Origin of the sequence: Paracoccus laeviglucosivorans, assembly GCF_900182695.1 — a bacterium.
Lineage (GTDB): Bacteria > Pseudomonadota > Alphaproteobacteria > Rhodobacterales > Rhodobacteraceae > Paracoccus > Paracoccus laeviglucosivorans.
Genome location: NZ_FXTK01000002.1, coordinates 115,689 through 132,821 on the forward strand (window position 1 = coordinate 115,689; position 17,133 = coordinate 132,821).

At 62.2% G+C, this 17,133-nt stretch carries 18 protein-coding genes; 9 read left to right on the forward strand and 9 right to left on the reverse strand.

Features of this window, described 5'->3' with window-relative positions; all coding sequences use genetic code 11:
- Positions 1 to 165: 165 nt before the first annotated feature.
- The 5 genes from queC (at position 166) to FN835_RS02690 (ending at position 3,293) form a co-directional block, all read left to right on the forward strand.
- The gene (queC, locus tag FN835_RS02670; protein WP_142661655.1) at positions 166 to 867 is read left to right on the forward strand and encodes a 7-cyano-7-deazaguanine synthase QueC; all 702 of its coding nucleotides are present in this window, start codon (positions 166 to 168) and stop codon (positions 865 to 867) included.
- A complete protein-coding gene (queD, locus tag FN835_RS02675; protein WP_142661656.1) occupies positions 867 to 1,220 on the forward strand; it encodes a 6-carboxytetrahydropterin synthase QueD in 354 nt (117 codons plus the stop codon). The genes queC and queD overlap by 1 nt, the downstream gene beginning before the upstream one ends.
- Complete coding sequence (queE, locus tag FN835_RS02680; protein WP_142661657.1) at positions 1,217 to 1,921, forward strand: 7-carboxy-7-deazaguanine synthase QueE; 705 nt, start codon at positions 1,217 to 1,219, stop codon at positions 1,919 to 1,921. Before queD ends, queE begins: the two co-directional genes overlap by 4 nt.
- A gap of 11 nt (positions 1,922 to 1,932) precedes the next feature.
- On the forward strand, positions 1,933 to 2,397 hold the full coding sequence (gene queF / locus FN835_RS02685; RefSeq protein WP_142661658.1) for a preQ(1) synthase: 465 nt from the start codon (positions 1,933 to 1,935) through the stop codon (positions 2,395 to 2,397).
- 83 nt (positions 2,398 to 2,480) lie between these two features.
- A complete protein-coding gene (locus FN835_RS02690; RefSeq protein ID WP_142661659.1) occupies positions 2,481 to 3,293 on the forward strand; it encodes an alpha/beta fold hydrolase in 813 nt (270 codons plus the stop codon).
- Here FN835_RS02690 and FN835_RS02695 read toward each other — a convergent pair.
- The 3 genes from FN835_RS02695 to FN835_RS02705 are packed head-to-tail and all read right to left on the reverse strand — an operon-like array spanning position 3,256 to position 6,548.
- Complete coding sequence (locus tag FN835_RS02695; protein WP_185958554.1) at positions 3,256 to 4,668, reverse strand: UdgX family uracil-DNA binding protein; 1,413 nt, start codon at positions 4,666 to 4,668, stop codon at positions 3,256 to 3,258. The two genes, FN835_RS02690 and FN835_RS02695, sit on opposite strands and share 38 nt — an antisense overlap.
- A gap of 11 nt (positions 4,669 to 4,679) precedes the next feature.
- On the reverse strand, positions 4,680 to 5,906 hold the full coding sequence (locus FN835_RS02700) for a putative DNA modification/repair radical SAM protein (protein WP_142661661.1): 1,227 nt from the start codon (positions 5,904 to 5,906) through the stop codon (positions 4,680 to 4,682).
- A gap of 54 nt (positions 5,907 to 5,960) precedes the next feature.
- On the reverse strand, positions 5,961 to 6,548 hold the full coding sequence (locus tag FN835_RS02705) for a DUF421 domain-containing protein (protein WP_185958555.1): 588 nt from the start codon (positions 6,546 to 6,548) through the stop codon (positions 5,961 to 5,963).
- 88 nt (positions 6,549 to 6,636) lie between these two features.
- Between FN835_RS02705 and FN835_RS02710 the strand changes: the two genes are divergently transcribed.
- The gene (locus FN835_RS02710; protein ID WP_142661663.1) at positions 6,637 to 6,816 is read left to right on the forward strand and encodes a hypothetical protein; all 180 of its coding nucleotides are present in this window, start codon (positions 6,637 to 6,639) and stop codon (positions 6,814 to 6,816) included.
- On the opposite strand, the gene ada is transcribed toward FN835_RS02710, so the two are convergent.
- Positions 6,813 to 7,868 (reverse strand): bifunctional DNA-binding transcriptional regulator/O6-methylguanine-DNA methyltransferase Ada, encoded by a 1,056-nt coding sequence (ada, locus tag FN835_RS02715; RefSeq protein WP_142661664.1) that lies wholly within the window; start codon positions 7,866 to 7,868, stop codon positions 6,813 to 6,815. The two genes, FN835_RS02710 and ada, sit on opposite strands and share 4 nt — an antisense overlap.
- Positions 7,869 to 8,100: 232 nt before the next feature.
- Between ada and otsB the strand changes: the two genes are divergently transcribed.
- The 3 genes from otsB to FN835_RS02730 are packed head-to-tail and all read left to right on the forward strand — an operon-like array spanning position 8,101 to position 11,998.
- Positions 8,101 to 8,844: a trehalose-phosphatase gene (gene otsB, locus FN835_RS02720; protein ID WP_185958556.1), complete on the forward strand. Its 744-nt coding sequence runs from the start codon at positions 8,101 to 8,103 to the stop codon at positions 8,842 to 8,844.
- Positions 8,817 to 10,643 (forward strand): glycoside hydrolase family 15 protein, encoded by a 1,827-nt coding sequence (locus FN835_RS02725; protein WP_246098634.1) that lies wholly within the window; start codon positions 8,817 to 8,819, stop codon positions 10,641 to 10,643. The genes otsB and FN835_RS02725 overlap by 28 nt, the downstream gene beginning before the upstream one ends.
- A complete protein-coding gene (locus FN835_RS02730; RefSeq protein WP_142661666.1) occupies positions 10,640 to 11,998 on the forward strand; it encodes an alpha,alpha-trehalose-phosphate synthase (UDP-forming) in 1,359 nt (452 codons plus the stop codon). The genes FN835_RS02725 and FN835_RS02730 overlap by 4 nt, the downstream gene beginning before the upstream one ends.
- Here the strand turns inward: FN835_RS02730 and FN835_RS02735 are convergent.
- The 5 genes from FN835_RS02735 to cyoA are packed head-to-tail and all read right to left on the reverse strand — an operon-like array spanning position 11,995 to position 16,971.
- Positions 11,995 to 12,675 (reverse strand): SURF1 family protein, encoded by a 681-nt coding sequence (locus FN835_RS02735; protein WP_246098635.1) that lies wholly within the window; start codon positions 12,673 to 12,675, stop codon positions 11,995 to 11,997. The two genes, FN835_RS02730 and FN835_RS02735, sit on opposite strands and share 4 nt — an antisense overlap.
- 59 nt (positions 12,676 to 12,734) lie before the next feature.
- Complete coding sequence (gene cyoD, locus FN835_RS02740; RefSeq protein WP_246098636.1) at positions 12,735 to 13,118, reverse strand: cytochrome o ubiquinol oxidase subunit IV; 384 nt, start codon at positions 13,116 to 13,118, stop codon at positions 12,735 to 12,737.
- A complete protein-coding gene (gene cyoC, locus FN835_RS02745; RefSeq protein ID WP_142661669.1) occupies positions 13,118 to 13,738 on the reverse strand; it encodes a cytochrome o ubiquinol oxidase subunit III in 621 nt (206 codons plus the stop codon). The genes cyoD and cyoC overlap by 1 nt, the downstream gene beginning before the upstream one ends.
- 4 nt (positions 13,739 to 13,742) lie before the next feature.
- The gene (gene cyoB / locus FN835_RS02750) at positions 13,743 to 15,752 is read right to left on the reverse strand and encodes a cytochrome o ubiquinol oxidase subunit I (protein ID WP_142661670.1); all 2,010 of its coding nucleotides are present in this window, start codon (positions 15,750 to 15,752) and stop codon (positions 13,743 to 13,745) included.
- 13 nt (positions 15,753 to 15,765) lie between these two features.
- On the reverse strand, positions 15,766 to 16,971 hold the full coding sequence (gene cyoA / locus FN835_RS02755; RefSeq protein WP_142661671.1) for a ubiquinol oxidase subunit II: 1,206 nt from the start codon (positions 16,969 to 16,971) through the stop codon (positions 15,766 to 15,768).
- Between the last annotated feature and the right edge of the window lie 162 nt (positions 16,972 to 17,133).

Sequence of the window (17,133 nt, forward strand, 5' to 3'; positions counted from 1 at the left end):
GTTGTCGCCAGAAAAATGCGCAACATGCATCATCGTCGTACAATCATGGCCCCGGAAACGACCGCGTAACCGTGAACGCGCGGCTATTGCGCCCAACATCCGACCGCGCTAATCCCCCCGCAACCGGTCGCAGCCCACCCGGTCATCAAAACAAGGGATCAAAAAATGAAAACTCTCGTCGTCTGCTCTGGCGGACTCGATTCCGTTTCGCTGGCGCATATGGTCGCCGCGGAACACGAACTGACCCGGCTGGTGTCGTTCGACTATGGCCAGCGCCACCGCAAAGAGCTTGCTTTTGCAGCCGAAGCCGCCGGGCGTCTGGGCGTGCCGCATCATCTGATCGACATGCGGGGGATCGGCGCGGCGCTGACCGGATCGGCACTGACCGACGATCTGGATGTGCCGGACGGGCATTACGCCGAAGAAACCATGCGCGTCACGGTCGTGCCGAACCGTAATGCGATCATGCTGGCCATCGCCTTTGGCATCGCGGCAGCGAATGGCGATCAGGCGGTGGCGACAGCGGTGCATGGCGGCGACCATTTCATCTATCCCGATTGCCGCCCGGCTTTCACCAACGCTTTCAATGCGATGCAGGCGGCGGCCCTTGACGGCTATGCGGATGTGCACCTGTTCACGCCCTTCGTGGACCGCGACAAGGCTGCCATTGTGACCGCAGGTGCGCGCCACGCCACGCCTTTTGCCCGCACGTGGTCCTGCTACAAAGGCGGCGATCTGCATTGCGGGCGCTGCGGCACCTGCGTCGAGCGGCGCGAGGCATTTGATCTGGCAGGGGTTTCAGACCCGACGACATATGCCGATGCAGATTTCTGGCGTCACGCAATCGCCGCAAAGGGCGCGGCCTGATGTATCGTATTTCCAAGGAATTCCACTTTTCCGCCTCGCATCAGCTGGGGCACCTGCCCGCCGATCATCAATGCGCGCGGCTGCATGGCCATAACTATATCGTGTCGGTCGAGCTGGCATCGACCACGCTGAACGCCGACGGCTTCGTGCGCGATTATCACGAACTGTCGGCGCTGAAGCATTATATCGACAGCGAATTGGACCATCGCCACCTGAACGATGTGCTGGACCTGCCATCAACCGCCGAAAATATGGCCCGCCATTTCTACGACTGGAGCAAGGCACGCTGGCCCGAAACCGTGGCCGTCCGCGTTTCGGAAACACCGAAAACCTGGGCAGAGTATCGGCCATGACGCTACGCATCGCCGAAATCTTTGGTCCGACTATTCAGGGCGAAGGCGTGCTGATCGGTGAGCCGACGGTCTTTATCCGTGCGGGCGGCTGCGATTACCGTTGTTCGTGGTGCGACAGCCTGCACGCGGTCGAAAGCCGTTATCGCCATGATTGGGCTGCGCTAAGCGATGCCGAGGTTTGGGCCCGCGTCCGCGACTTGTCGGGTGGACAGCCGCTGACCGTCTCGATCTCGGGCGGGAACCCGGCGATTCAGGACTTTGGCCCCGTCATCGCGCTGGGTCGTGCGCAGGGTTACCGCTTTGCCTGCGAAACCCAAGGCTCGATCCCGCGCGACTGGTTCGGTGAGCTTTCGACGCTGGTTCTGTCGCCAAAGCCGCCATCCAGCGGCGAGACGGTGGACTGGGACGCCTTTGCAAGCTGCGTTCAGGCAGGGCGGCTGGCCCGCACGGTGATGAAGATCGTCATCTTTGACGAAACCGATCTGGAATGGGCGCGCGACACCCATGCCCGCCACCCAGAGCTGCCGCTTTACCTGCAGCCCGGCAATCCCGTGACCGATCCTGACACGCCCGTCGCGCCTCAGGCGCTGGCCGACCGCCTGCTGTGGCTGGTGGACAGCACCGTGGGCCGTGGCTGGCTGACCCCGCATATCCTGCCGCAACTGCATGTCCTGATCTGGGGCAACCGCCGCGGCGTCTGAAAGGAAGTCCCATGACCAAGAGCATCTATCAGAACCTGACCCAACTTGGCGGCGCGACCGTCATGCCCGAAAGCCCCGAAAAAGCCGTGCTGGAGCGTGTGACCAACCCGCAGGCCGATGTCAGCTACAATGTGCGTTTCACCGCGCCGGAATTCACCTCGCTCTGCCCGATGACCGGACAGCCTGATTTCGCGCATCTGGTCATCGACTACGTGCCGGGCGATTGGTTGGTGGAATCTAAATCGCTGAAGCTATTTCTTGGATCATTCCGAAATCACGGCGCTTTTCACGAAGATTGCACCGTCAGCATCGCCCGCCGCCTGAACGATTTTCTGGCACCGCGCTGGCTGCGGATCGGAGGTTACTGGTATCCGCGCGGCGGTATCCCCATCGACGTGTTCTGGCAGACCGGCGCGATGCCCGATGGCGTCTGGATCCCCGATCAGGGCGTGCCCCCCTATCGCGGTCGCGGCTGATCGTCAAAAAAGCGTTATAAAATATTCACGGAACTGCGCGCCGTCATGGCGGCGTTCGGCCTTCAAGCATCTGGAGGAGCGCCATGACCACGCCCGTGAAACTGCATGTCGAAGATACCGGCGGCACAGGCCGCCCCGTCGTCCTGATCCACGGCTGGCCGCTTTCCGGCGAGGCGTGGGAAAAACAGGTTCCCGTGCTGGCAGATGCCGGTTTCCGTGTCATCACCTATGACAGGCGGGGTTTTGGCAGGTCGGACAAGCCTGCGGACGGCTATGACTATGACAGCCTGACCGCTGATCTGCATGACATCCTGACGGAAAAAGACCTGCGAGATGTGACGCTGGTCGGCTTTTCCATGGGCGGAGGCGAGGCTGCGCGATATATTCCGAACCACGGCGCGGACCGCATCGCATCCATCGTTTTTGCTGCCGCAATTCCGCCTTACATGATGCAGGGCGACGACAATCCCGAAGGACCGCTGACCCCCGATGCCGCACAAGGGATGCAGACCGGCTTTCGCGCCGACCGCGATGCCTTTTTCAAGGATTTCATCCTTGCGTTCTTCTCTGCCCATGGCGAATTGCGCGTGACCGAGGCGGATCGCCAGAAGGCCATCGAGCTTTGCCAGCAATCGGACGACACCGCCGCGCTGGCCTGTATGCAGTCTTTTGGAACCACCGATTTCCGGCAAGACCTGCCCCAGATCACCGTGCCGGTGCTGGTCTTGCATGGCGATGCCGACGCGATCGTGCCGCTGGAGGGGTCGGGTCAGCGCACCCATGACGCGATCCCCGGCAGTGAACTTGCGGTGATCGAAAATGCGCCGCACGGGCTGAACACCAGCAATCCCGACGAATTCAACGCAGCCCTGCTGGATTTCCTGCGGAAGCAATGAATTCCGCCGCAAGGGCCAGATCGCGGGTGAAATTCGCGGTCTCGGCCTTGGCTGCCGTGGCATCGGGCAGGCGTAGCAGATAAGACGGATGCCATGTCGGCAGGATGGGCGGCACGCCCGCCACGACATGGCCCCGCACGTCAGTCATTTTGACCGGCTGGCCCGTCAACCCCAGCACGGCGGATGCGCCCATTGCGACGATCAGGCGGGGCTGCACCAATTCGATCTCTTGCTTCAGCCACCAGCGGCAATGCGAAACCTCGGCCGTATTGGGACGCTGGTGGATGCGGCGCTTGCCGCGTGGCACGAATTTGAAATGTTTAACCGCGTTGGTCAGGTAGATGCGCCCGCGATCCAACCCAGCCTGCGCCAAGGCCCGATCCAGCACCTGACCCGCAGGACCAATAAAGGGTCGGCCCGTCAGATCCTCGTGATCGCCGGGCTGTTCACCGACGATCATCAGCGGCGCATCCTCGGGCCCCTCGCCCAACACAGCCTGCGTTGCCTGCGCGTGCAGATCGCAGCGGGTGCAGGCCATGGCATCGGCGCGCATCATATCCCATGTCCCGGTCGGCGCCTCGGGCATCACGCGGCGCGACTGGATCGCGGCGTGAAACGCAGGCGGAGCCTTGGGGGCTGCGGCCGCCATTTGCGCCACACGATCCTTTGCACTGGCGATCAGGCCGGGGATCAGTTCCGCCTCGGGCAGGTTTTTCCAGTATTTGCGGGGCATCTCGGATTGCATCGCCCTTACCTTCAGCCGCGCGGGGTTAAAGATCGAACTGAAATAGGTGCGCCATAATGCCTCGGTCGCATCCTCCAGATCGGGTTTTTCGGCGGGCGTTTCGTCGGTGTGCAACTGCCCCGCATGAAACCGCGCGCTGCCCTTTGGCGTCAGGATCAGCCAGTCCATATCCGCAAAGCGTCGGGCAAAGAACGGCGTTGCATGGGCGATGATGTGATGGTCGGGTTCAAACCACGCGATAAAACGACGCGGCCCCTGCCCCGGCACTTCGCGAAAACGGACGAAGGCGTGCATCTTGTGGCTGTCGCGGCGCACCGATTTGACCATGCGGTGCAGGCGCTGCACGTCAGGATCGGGCGCAATCTCCAGCAATTTCGGCTGGTTTTGCAAGCGCCATAGCAACTGGTAAAGCAGTGCAAAACGCTCGGGGTCGGAATGGCAGATCGCGGTTTCCAGCAGACCCGGAAAAGCACGCGGCACGCGGGGCGGCGCACGCTCGGACATGGGCACGGGATCGGCTGCAAACAAATCGCTGCCCACCGACCACCGCACCGCGTCGGGTGCGATCCCCGCCATCGCCAAGGCCCGCGCGGCTTTGCGCCATTCCAGCGGATCGGCCTGTGCGGACATCCGAATATGCATCAGAACAGCGCCAATTGCTTCGGCTCGGGCGCAAAAACCTGCCGCAGATCGGCGCGGTCGATCAGGCGCAGCGGCGTCCAGCCCGCCGCCGTGACAAAGGGCCGGACCTTGCGCAGCGACACCCGCATCCGGTCCAGATCATCCAGTGTCAGGCTGCGATGCCGCCGCGCCTTGATGATTGCATCGACAGTCTTGGTCCCAAAGCCGGGAACACGCAGCAACATCTCGCGCGGAGCGCGGTTCACATCGACCGGAAAGTCGGCCCGATGCGCCAAGGCCCATGCCAGCTTGGGATCAAGGTCCAGATCCAGCATCCCGTCCGGGCGGGCCGAGGTGATTTCGGCAACCGAAAAGCCATAGAACCGATACAGCCAGTCCGCCTGATACAGCCGGTGTTCGCGCATCAACGGCGGCTTGGCAGGCGGCAATTTCGCCGAGGCATCCGGGATCGGGCTGAAGGCCGAATAATAGACCCGCTTCAAGCCATAGCTGCCATAAAGCCGCGCGCTGGAGCCCAGGATCGTCGCATCATCCGCCCCATCCGCGCCCACGATCATCTGGGTCGATTGCCCCGCTGGCGCGAACCTTTTGCGTCGCCCGGTCAGGGTCGGTTCAGCCGCATCCTCGATCTTCAGCCGGAGGTCGGCCATTGCGCGACGGATCTGGCGGGGCTGCTTTTCCGGCGCAAGCTGCGCGATGCCGTGATCGGTGGGCAGTTCGATATTGATCGACAGCCGGTCGGCGTACAGGCCCGCCTCCTCGATCAGCTTGGCCGAGGCTTCAGGGATTGTTTTCAGGTGGATATAACCTTTGAAACCGTGGACCTGCCGCAAGTCGCGGGCGATGCGGACCATCTGTTCCATCGTATGATCTGACGATCGCGCAATGCCCGATGACAGAAACAGCCCCTCGATGTAATTCCGGCGATAGAATTCCAGCACCAGCCAGACCACCTCCTCGGGGGTGAAGCGGGCGCGTTCGACATTGCTGGAGCTGCGATTGATGCAATAGGCGCAGTCGTAAATGCAGAAATTCGTCAGCAGGATCTTCAGCAAAGATATGCATCGCCCGTCAGGCGCATAGGCGTGGCAAATCCCCATCCCCTCGGTCGAGCCGATACCACCGGCCCGCGCGTCGCGCCGAACCGTCCCGCTTGACGCGCAGGAGGCATCGTATTTGGCGGCGTCGGCCAGGATCGCCAACCGTTGCTGGAGGCTTTTCTTCATGCATGTTCTATAAATGTTCCGGCCGCCACCAGCAACTGCAACGCAGGCCAGTTATCATAGATCAAGCGACTTTCGGACATCCTCTGGCAGTTCGGCATGGGGGATCGCGGGCGGATGGAACAGGCCCAGACCTGCGGCCTGTTCCTTGCGCGTATGGGTCAGCACAGACAGGACGCCATTCGGCTCCAGCACGGCAAAACGCACGTCCGAGATGTCGGTGACGCCCTTGTCGCGCAGCTTCATGAACAGTTCGGATCGGCTGATGCCTTGTTTCTTCAGTTTTTGGTCATGCATCTCGCCATCCGTGACGACGATCTGTGGCGCACCCTCCAGAATGCGCGTCAGCCGGTCGGAACGCAGGATCAGTTGATCGACCAGCTTGTTGAAGACGACGACCAGAAAAATCGCGGCCATCGCGGGCAATAGCGGCACATCGGGATAGAACAGCGAATCCCCGACAGCCGAGCCGATGGCGATGACGAGCAGAAACTCAACGATGGACAGTTGCGCCACGCTGCGCCCGCCGATCCAGCGCATCAGCGCCAGCGTGTAGAAATAGATGATGCAGGTGCGAAACAGCACCTCGGCCATGAAGCCGAGGCTTTGATCGCCAAGGAAAATACGGTGCAATTCCTGCAACATGATGCGCCCCCGGCCAATGTGCCAAGGCAAAACGCCGGACCCCATTATCGGGGTTCCGGCGCGATGTGTTCCAAGCTAATGATTGGCCATGCTTGTCGATCCGAACAACCCCTTTTTCAACCGCCTGTGGGTCCGCCTGCTTTGCGTCATCGCGCCGCTTGCATGGGCAGGGGTCGAGCTTTCGAACGGCGCGATCTTCTGGGCCATCATCTTTGGGGCGGCGGGGCTGTATCTGGCCTATGCGCTGTTCATCCAGCGCGGTCGCTAACCCGCTTCGCGCTGCAGCAGTTCGCGCTTGCGTTCAATCCCCCAGCGATAACCGGACAGCGCGCCGTCGGTCCTGACGACGCGGTGGCAGGGGATGACCACCGCCAGCTTGTTGGCCGCACAAGCCCCGGCCACGGCACGGGTCGCACTGGGCGCGCCGATCCGCGCCGCGATCTGGGCATAGCTTGCCGTTTCCCCCGGTGCAATGTCGCGCAATGCCTGCCAGACGCGCTGTTGAAATGCCGTGCCGCGAATGTCCAAGGGCAGGTCCAGCCCGGTCTGCGGTGCCTCGACAAAGCCGATGACGCGGGCCACCATTGCCTCGAACGGGGTGTCGCCGCCGATCAGGCGGGCGTTGGGGAACATGTCCTGCAATTCGGTCAGCAAGGGTTCGGGGCGGTCGCCCAGCGAAATTGCGCAGACCCCCTTGTCGCTGGCGGCAACAAGGATCGCCCCCAACGCGCATTGCGCCAGCGCAAAGCGGATTTCGACATCCGCACCGCCTTTGCGATATTCGCTGGGAGACATGCCAAGGATCGCGTCGGATTGCGCATAGAACCGGCTGCTGGAGTTGAACCCCGCATCATAGATCGCGCCCGTCACGCTGGCATTGCCCGAAAGCTCGCGCCGCATTCGCCCGGCGCGGTGCGCGGCTGCATAGGTGCGGGGCGTCATGCCGGTCACGGCCTTGAACTGGCGCTGAAAATGAAAGCGGCTTAGCCCGATCCGCGCCGCCAGCGCCGCGCCGTCAAGGGGCGTATCGGCGGCCTCGATGATCCGGCATGCCTCGGCGATCAGCGCAGCGTTGGCTTGCGCCGGGGTCGCCGCATTCGGATGGCAGCGCAGGCAAGGGCGATAGCCCGCAGCCTCGGCCCCTTGCGCGGTCGGAAAGAATTCGACATTCGCGCGTTTGGCCTGCCGCGACGGACAGGACGGGCGGCAATAGACCCCCGTCGTCCGCACGGCATAGAAAAACCGCCCATCCGCCGCCGGGTCGCGGTCCAGAACCGCCTGCCAACGCGGGTCAAAGGCGATGTTTTGATCCTGAGCCATGAACATGATATAGCCCCTTCCTCTGGTGACGGATACCTGTCTACGACGATTTGGCAGGCACTGCCTCTTGCAGGTTGCTCGCAAATCCGACGCGGCGTGGATGTTTCGCCGCAGTGCGGAACCCGGTCGTGCGTTCAGGGCTTTAGCTTGCGATGGCGCTGTGCCGCCCGACAGAAAAACCGACCGCTGGACGCATGAAATGCCGTCACGACCGGAATGGACGGAGAGAGTTTTGAAAGATACCGCCCTGCAATTCGGATCGCTGGATCTGGATCGACACGCCTTTTTCTTTGATTTCGACGGCACGCTTGCCGAATTGGTGGACGACCCCGCCGATGTCAGGCTGGCAGACGAACTGCGCCGCGACCTGCTGGCGCTGAGCGCGCGAACGAACGGCGCGGTGGCGATCATTACGGGCAGGCACCGGGCGGAAATAACGCCGCTTCTGGGTGACATCATCCCGATTGCGGGGCTACATGGCACCGATTTTCCCGGCGATGTCGCAAATGATCCGGGGCTGGCAGAACGGGTCTCTGCCGTCCGCCCGCTGATCGAACAGCTGACCACGCTGGTCGAGGCAAATCCCGGCACGATCCTTGAAGACAAGGGCCAAGGGCTGGCACTGCACTGGCGCGCCGCCCCCGACAAGGGGGAACTGATGACCCATGCCGCTGAGCAAGCCTTGGCCACACTTGGCCCGCGCTGGCGGATGCAGCCGGGCAAATGCGTGGCCGAACTGCGCCCGGTGGGCGATGACAAGGGCGTGGCGCTGCACCGCTTCATGGCGCTTCCGGCCTTTGCGGGGCGCCGTCCCGTGGCGTTCGGCGACGACCTGAACGACCTGCCGATGCTGCAGGCGGCACGCGACTCGGGTGGGCTGGCCATCGCGCTTGGCGAACGCAACCTGCCTGCGGATCTGCGATTGCCGGGGCCTTCAACGCTGGCTGCATGGCTGGCGGAAAGGCTGGCCGCGTGATGGCGCTGGATCAGACGGAAACGCTGGATCTGGGGCTGATCGGCAATTCGACAACGGCGGCGCTTTTGAACCGCTTCGGCGATGTGACGTGGATGTGCCTGCCGCGCTTTGACGGCGATCCGGTCTTTTGCGGACTACTTGAACCGAAAGCCGGCGCGGAAAGCGGCATCTGGTCGATCCGTTGCGACGACATGACCGAAGTCAGCCAGACCTATCGTCGCAACACGGCCATTCTGGAAACGGTGCAGACCGATGCGAATGGCAACCGGCTGCGCATCACCGATTTCATGCCGCGTTTCCGCGACCGGGGCCGCACATTCCGCGGCCGCACGATCGTGCGCATCGTCGAACCGCTAGACGGAATGCCGCGCATCACCGTCCGCCTGCGCCCCCGCTTTGACTATGGCGCCCATGCCGCGCGCATCCATCGCGGCAGCAACCACCTGCGCTATGAACTCGGCCCCGAGGAGATGCGGCTGACCACCTCGGCCCCGGTTGAGTTCGTGCTGCATGAAACGCCGTTCCTGTTGGACCGTCCGCAAGTGTTTCTGCTTGGCCCCGATGAGCCGCTGTCGGACGCGCCCCATGCCATCGCCACCCGCTTTCTGGAAAGGACGCAGGATTACTGGACCGACTGGGTGCGGTCATTGACCATCCCGCCTGATTATCAGGATGCCGTCATCCGCGCGGCGATCACGCTGAAGCTATGCGAATACGAAGAAACCGGCGGCATCGTCGCGGCACTGACCACCTCGATCCCCGAATATCAGGGCACGGGGCGGAATTGGGATTACCGCTTCTGCTGGCTGCGCGACAGCTTTTTCACCGTCAAGGCACTGAACGGGCTGGGCGTGACCAAGACGATGGAGGACTATCTTGAATATGTCCTGAACATCGCCACGGGCGCGCCCGACGGCTATATGCAGCCCTTGTTCGGCTTGGGCCACGAACGCATCATCACCGAAGAAACCTGTCTGGAACTGGCGGGCTATCGCGGCAATGGCCCCGTCCGGCGCGGGAATGCCGCCTATACGCAGGTGCAGAATGACGGCTACGGGTCGGTCATTCTGGCGGTCAGCCAATGTTTCTTTGACCAGCGCCTGCCGCGCCTTGGCGGCGTCGATCTGTTCCAACGGCTGGAAATGCTGGGCCATCAGGCCGTGGCGCGATGGAACACCCCCGATGCGGGATTGTGGGAATTCCGTTCGCGCGAAAGCATCCACACCCATTCCGCGATGATGTGCTGGGGGGCCTGCGACCGGCTGGCCCGCATCGCCAAGCATTTGGACCTGTCCGACCGCGCCATATACTGGGCCGCCGAAGCCGCCAAGATCCGCGAGGCGGTCGAGGCTTATGGCTGGAACGAAAAGCTGCAAAGTTATGTCATGGCCTTTGGCGGCGACGATCTGGATGCCAGCCTTTTGCTGATGACCGAAACGGGTTTCACGACCGGCGACGATCCGCGCTACCGCTCGACCGTGGCCGCGATCGAGGCGCAGTTGCGGCAGGGTCATCATCTGTTCCGCTACAAGGCGCCCGACGATTTCGGCACGCCCGAAACCGCCTTTACCGTCTGTACATTCTGGCTGATCGAGGCGCTGAGTCGCCTTGGTCGCCATGACGAAGCGCGTGAAATCTTCACCGAAGTGTTGGCGCAGCGCACACCGCTTGGCCTGTTGTCCGAAGGTATCCACGTCTCGACCCGGACGCTTTGGGGTAATTTCCCGCAGACCTATTCCATGGTCGGGCTGATCAATGCCGCATGGAAACTTTCCCGCAAATGGGAGGACGTGGTTTGAGCAGGCTGATCATCGTCTCGAACCGCCTGCCCGCTTTGGGCAAAGGCGTCGCGGCGGGCGGTCTGGCCGTCGCGCTTGAGGCGGCACTGAAAGATCGCGGCGGGTTGTGGCTGGGCTGGTCGGGGCGGACGCCGGATGATCCGCAGCCTGGCGTCACGCTGCAAAAGCTGGGCAACGTCACCTATGCCGCGATGGATCTGAGCGCCGAGGATGTCGCGGGCTATTACGAAGGCATCTCCAACAGCGTGCTTTGGCCGTTGTGCCATTACCGCTCGGATCTGCTGAAATATACCCGCGCGGACATGGACCGCTACCTGTCGGTCAATGCCAAGTTCGCCAGCGCCCTGACCGAAATGCTGGAGCCTGACGACGTGGTCTGGGTCCATGATTATCACCTGATCCCGCTGGCCGAAGCCCTGCGCAAACGCGGTGCGGAAAACCGCATCGGCTATTTCCACCATATTCCGTGGCCCGCGCAGGATCTGTTCCGCGCCATGCCGAAATCGGCAAAGCTGCTGCGCTCGATGCTGGCCTATGACGTGGTTGGGCTGCAGACGGCGGCGGATGCGCGCAATCTGCGTGCCTCGCTGGATGCCGCCCGCCCGGATCTTGAGGCGATCACCCATCCGCGCGGAACGCGGATCGGGGCCTATCCCATTTCGATCGACACCAAGGGCTTTGCGCATCGCGCGCGCCGTGCGCAGGAATTGCCGCGTATCCGCGAGCTGCACCAGCGTTTCGGCCCGCGCGACATGGTGATCGGCGTGGACAGGCTGGATTATTCAAAGGGCCTGCCCGAACGCCTGCGCGCGATCGAGACGCTGCTGGAAAACCACCCCTCGATGCACAACCGGGTCAGTTTCCTGCAGATCACGCCCGCCTCGCGCAGTGGGATCGAGGGTTACGACCGTATCCAGCAAGAGGTGGCCGAACGTGCGGGCCGTCTGAACGCCAGCTACGGCACGCTGGACTGGGTGCCGGTGCGCTATATCAACCGCGCATTCAGCCAAAGCCTGCTGGCAGGGCTTTACCGCCTGTCAAAGGTCGGGTTGGTGACGCCCCTGCGTGACGGCATGAACCTTGTCGCCAAGGAATACGTGGCCGCACAAGACCCCGAGGATCCCGGCGTTCTGGTGCTGTCGCAATTTGCGGGCGCTGCGGCGGAACTGGACCGGGCGCTGATCGTCAACCCGCATGATGTCGAGGATGTCGCCAACGCGCTGGCCCGTGCGCTGGACATGCCGCTGGACGAACGGCGCGAACGTCACGCCCGCATGATGGCCCGTCTGGAGGCGCATCCTGTCTCGGTCTGGTCCGAGACGTTTCTGCGCGACCTGACCGGCGACCCGCCCTAGTCCTGCGAACGGTCGCGGCGCAGCACGTAGAACGCGCCTGCCGCCAAGCCTGCCGCCATGGCAAACCATGTCAGAGCATAGCTAAGATGGCTGTTGCGGAAACTGACCACGGTCAGCCCTCCCACGGGAAGTTGCCCCGCCTGCCTTGCATCGGCGTCGATAAAATAGGGCGCGGGATCGCTGACTGCGAAGTTCTGCGACAGTGCCGCGACATCCCGCGAGAACCAGCGCCCACCCGCAGGATCGTTGGCACGCAGAAACGCGCCATCCGGCTGAGTGATGCGCAAAAGGCCGGTGATCTGCTGGGCGCCATCGGGGCGGGCGCGGTCCGCAGCCTCCCGACGGTCCGAGGGAACGAAACCGCGATTGATCCAGACCGACCAGCCATCAGGCGTGGTCAGCGGCGTCATCACCCAAAAGCCCGAGCCCTGGGTCGTGACGGCCTGCACCAGCACCTCATCGGTATAGTCGAAACTGCCTGACACCGCGACATGGCGATATTCGTCGGATTGCGCGTTGATCGCGGCCCAGCCATCCGGGCCGGGTGCGGGCATGACGGGCGCGGACACCCGCGCCTCGACCCGCGCGATCAGGTCGGTCTTCCATGCAAGGCGCTGGACCTGCCAGATGCCCAACCCCAGAAGCACGACGACGCCCGCCACCGAGGCGAGCGCCACCAATGCCCAGGCCAGTGTCGACCTGGGCCCGCGCGACCCGGCTGGGGTCGCGCCGTTCGTCACGGCATGACCTGCAATTCGTGGTTCATCTGCGGCATCATGTTGGTGTTCAGGTGGAACATGACCCATAGCGAACCCGCGATCATGATGACCACGACCACGATGGTGAAGATGGTGGACAGCAGTGTCCAACCCTCCTCGGCATTGCTGTCCATGTGCAGGAAATAGATCATGTGGACCAGCACCTGCGCCACGGCGCAAAGCACGACCAGCGTGATCGTCCAGAACCGGCTGTCGAAGCCCCCGCCCATGACGACCCCAAAGGGGATCACGGTCAGGATCACCGCCAGAATGAAGCCGGTCACATAGCCACGATACGTCGTGTGCTCGGCATGGTCGCCATGGCCGTGATGCGCGTCGTGATGGTTATGCGAATGTGCCATCAGATCATCCCCATCAGATAGACAAAGGTGAAGACGCCGATCCAGATCAGGTCAAGGAAGTGCCAGAACAGGCTAAGGCACATCAGGCGGCGCATGTTGGCCTGATGCAGGCCGTATTTCGACACCTGCACCATCAGCGTCACCAGCCAGATCGACCCGAAGGTGACGTGCAGACCGTGCGTGCCGACCAGCGTGAAGAACGCCGACAGGAAGGCCGAGCGCTGCGGTCCCGCACCCACATGGATCAGGTGGTGGAACTCGTAAAGCTCGATCGCAAGGAAGCACAGACCGAAGAACAGCGTGACGCCCAGCCAGCGCAGGGTCGCCTGCTTCCTGCCCTTGTAGGCCGCGATCATCGCGAAGCCATAGGTGATCGACGAGAACAGCAGCATCGCCGTGTTCAGCGCGATCAGTTCCAGATCGAACAAGTCCTTGGGGCCGGGACCGGCCGCAAAGTTGCCATGCAGCACGCCATAGGTCGCGAAAAGAACCGCGAACATCAGGCAGTCGCTCATCAGGTAGACCCAGAAGCCGATATTGGTCGAGGCGCCTTCAGGATGATGATGCGGCTCGGTTTCCCAGTAATCGGCCGGGGCTTGCAGTTGGGTTGCGGTGCTCATCGCCTCAGGCCCCCTGTGCCAGCTGACGGTCGCGCGCGTCTTCCACGGCCCGGACCTCTTCGGCGGTGACGTAGTAATCGCGGTCATAGTTGAAGGTGTGATAGATCGAGTAGGCCACGATCGCGATGAACGACACGATAGCAAGCCACCAGATATACCAGATCATAGCCATGCCAAAGACGGTGCAAAGCGCGGCAATGATCACCCCCGAGCCGGTATAACGCGGCATGTGGATCGGGATGTAGTCTGCCTTGGGCCGCTGCGCGCCCGCCGCTTTCATGTCGGTCCAGGCGTCAAGCCCATGGATGACCGGCGTGAAGGCGAAGTTATAGCTGGGCGGCGGCGACGAGGTCGCCCATTCCAGCGTGCGGGCGTTCCACGGATCGCCGGTTTCGTCGCGGTATTCCGGCTCGTTCCGTTTCCAGATCGAGATACCGAACTGCACGAACATGGCGCCGATACCGCAGGCGATCAGGAATGCGCCAAAGGCTGCGATGATGAACCAGATTTGCAGGCTCGGGTCATCAAAGACGCGCATCCGGCGGGTCACGCCCATCAGGCCAAGGATATACAGCGGCATGAAGGCAACCCAGAAGCCGATGACCCAGCACCAGAAGCTGACTTTGCCCCAGAAGACGTTCAGCTTGAAGCCGAAGGCCTTGGGCCACCAGAAGTTGATGGCGGCAAACAGACCGAACAGCACGCCGCCGATGATGACGTTGTGGAAGTGCGCGATCAGGAACAGCGAGTTGTGCAGCACGAAGTCCGCCGGGGGAACGGCCAGCAGAACGCCGGTCATGCCGCCGATGACAAAGGTCAGCATGAAGGCGATCACCCACATCATCGGCAGGTCGTAACGGACCCGGCCATGATACATGGTGAACAGCCAGTTGAAGATCTTCGCGCCCGTCGGGATCGAGATGATCATCGTGGTGATCCCGAAGAACGAGTTCACCGACGCGCCCGAGCCCATGGTAAAGAAGTGGTGCAGCCAGACCAGATAGGACAGGACCGTGATGCAGATGGTCGCATAGACCATCGAGGTATAGCCGAACAGACGCTTGCCCGAGAAGGTCGAGGTGATTTCCGAGAAGACGCCGAACAGCGGCAGGATAAGGATGTAAACCTCGGGGTGGCCCCAGATCCAGATGAGGTTGATATACATCATCGGGTTGCCACCAAGGTCATTGGTGAAGAAGTTCGTGCCGATATAACGATCCAGCGTCAGCAGGATCAGCGTCATCGTCAGGATCGGGAACGAGGCAACGATCAGAATGTTGGTGCAGAAGGCGGTCCAGGTGAAGACGGGCATCTTCATCATGGTCATGCCGGGGGCACGCATCTTCAGGATCGTGACCATCAGGTTGATCCCCGACAGCGTGGTGCCGACACCGGCGACCTGCAGGCCCCAGATGTAATAATCCACGCCGACATAGGGGCTGTATGCGATGCCCGACAGCGGCGGGAAGGCCAGCCAGCCTGTCTGCGCGAATTCGCCCACGAACAGCGAGGCCATGACGATGATCGCGCCGCCCACCGTCATCCAGAACGAAAAGTTGTTCAGGAAGGGGAAGGACACGTCGCGCGCGCCGATCTGCAGCGGCACCAGATAGTTCATCAGACCCGTGACGAACGGCATCGCCACGAAGAAGATCATGATGACGCCATGCGCCGTGAAGATCTGGTCATAGTGGTGCGCGTTCAGATAGCCTTCCGAGCCGTTGAAGGCGATGGCCTGCTGGGCGCGCATCATAACCGCGTCGGCAAAGCCGCGCACGAACATGATCAGACCAAGGACCATATACATGATCCCGATTTTCTTGTGGTCGATCGAGGTGAACCACTCGTTCCAGAGATAGCCCCAGAGCTTGTATTTGTTCAGCAGATACAGCATCGCCAGGCCGCCGATGACGACGCCGACGAAGGTGACCCATACGATAGGATCCTTCGGGATCGCCTGAAAGTTCAGGCGCCCCAAAAGAAAGGTAGTCTCTACATTGGCAGGAATGGCCATCTGGGACTCCGGTTCAGAGTTTCGGCTCGGCGGCGTTGTCGCGCCGAGCGTCCTGGATGATCCGCGGCATTTCGATGCCAAGGCGGTTTTCGGGGCGGGGAAGCGCGATACCGCGCATCGGCGTCTGGTCCTTGCGGACGGTCGGCGCGTTTTCACGCAGGTCTGCAAACATCTTCAGCGAATCCGCCGGGGTGCAGAAGCCGGTGACCATGAACGGCTCGGAGCCGAAGACCGGACGTGCGACGCCGCGACGGGTTTCCTTGTCATGGGTCAGCTGCGCCATGTTGATGGTGCCTGCCAGACCCGTGCCGCCCTGTGCGTCCAGCGCCATCATCTCGGCCATGCAGATCTTGCCCTCTTCGACGCACATGTTCACCACGCGGTCGAAAAGTTCGGGATCCACTTCGGCAAAGGGCGTGGGCTTCACGTTCTCGCTCGGGGCTTCCAGTTCAAGGAACTTGGCGCGGTCAAGGTTCGCGCCGCTGGCACGCGCCTCATCGACCCAGGCGTCGAAGCCTGCCTGATCGACGGCATGTGCCTTGAAGCGCATCCCCGAAAAGCCTGCACCCGAATAATGCGAGGCCAGACCCTGATATTCGCCGGGGTTATTGAAAACGCCGTGCAGCTTGGTTTCCATGCCCGGCATGGCATAGATCATGCCAGCCATCGCGGGGATGTAGAACGCGTTCATCACCGAGGTCGAGGTCAGGCTGAATTCGACTTCGCGGTCGGTCGGCACGGCCATTTCGTTGACCATGGCGATGCCCTGTTCGGGATAGATGAACAGCCATTTCCAATCCAGCGCGACCACTTCGACGCGCACCGGTTCCTGATCGGGCACCGGCTGGCCTTCCGCGATGCGGTCAAGCGGGCGATAGGGGTCCAACAGGTGCGTGCCGACCCAGGTCAGCGCGCCAAGGCAAATGATGATAAGAAGCGGTGCGGCCCAGATCACCAGCTCGAACTTGGTCGAGTGGTCCCAGTCGGGTTTATAGGTCGCATTGCGGTTCGACGCGCGATAGCGCCAGGCGAACCAGATGGTCAAAGCCATCACCGGAATGATGATGATCAGCATCAGCCAGGTCGAGGTAAGCAGCAGATCCTTTTGCCGCTCGGCGATATCGCCGGACGGTTTCAGGACCTCCATCTTACAGGCGGCCAAGGCCATGATAGCGGGTGCAAACGCGGCGAGGCGCGCCAAGCGGGGAAGTTTACGCATGAAAGCCGTACCTCACCTCAGAGGGGAGAAAAGGAGGAGTTCGGTGGGCACCACCCCCTAAGGGATGGGGCGTGTCGCAGACATAGGACAATTTGCCACACCCCTTACACCTTGAACATGACGGTTGACCATTAGAGTTTCGCGGCCTCTATTGCCCCCAAA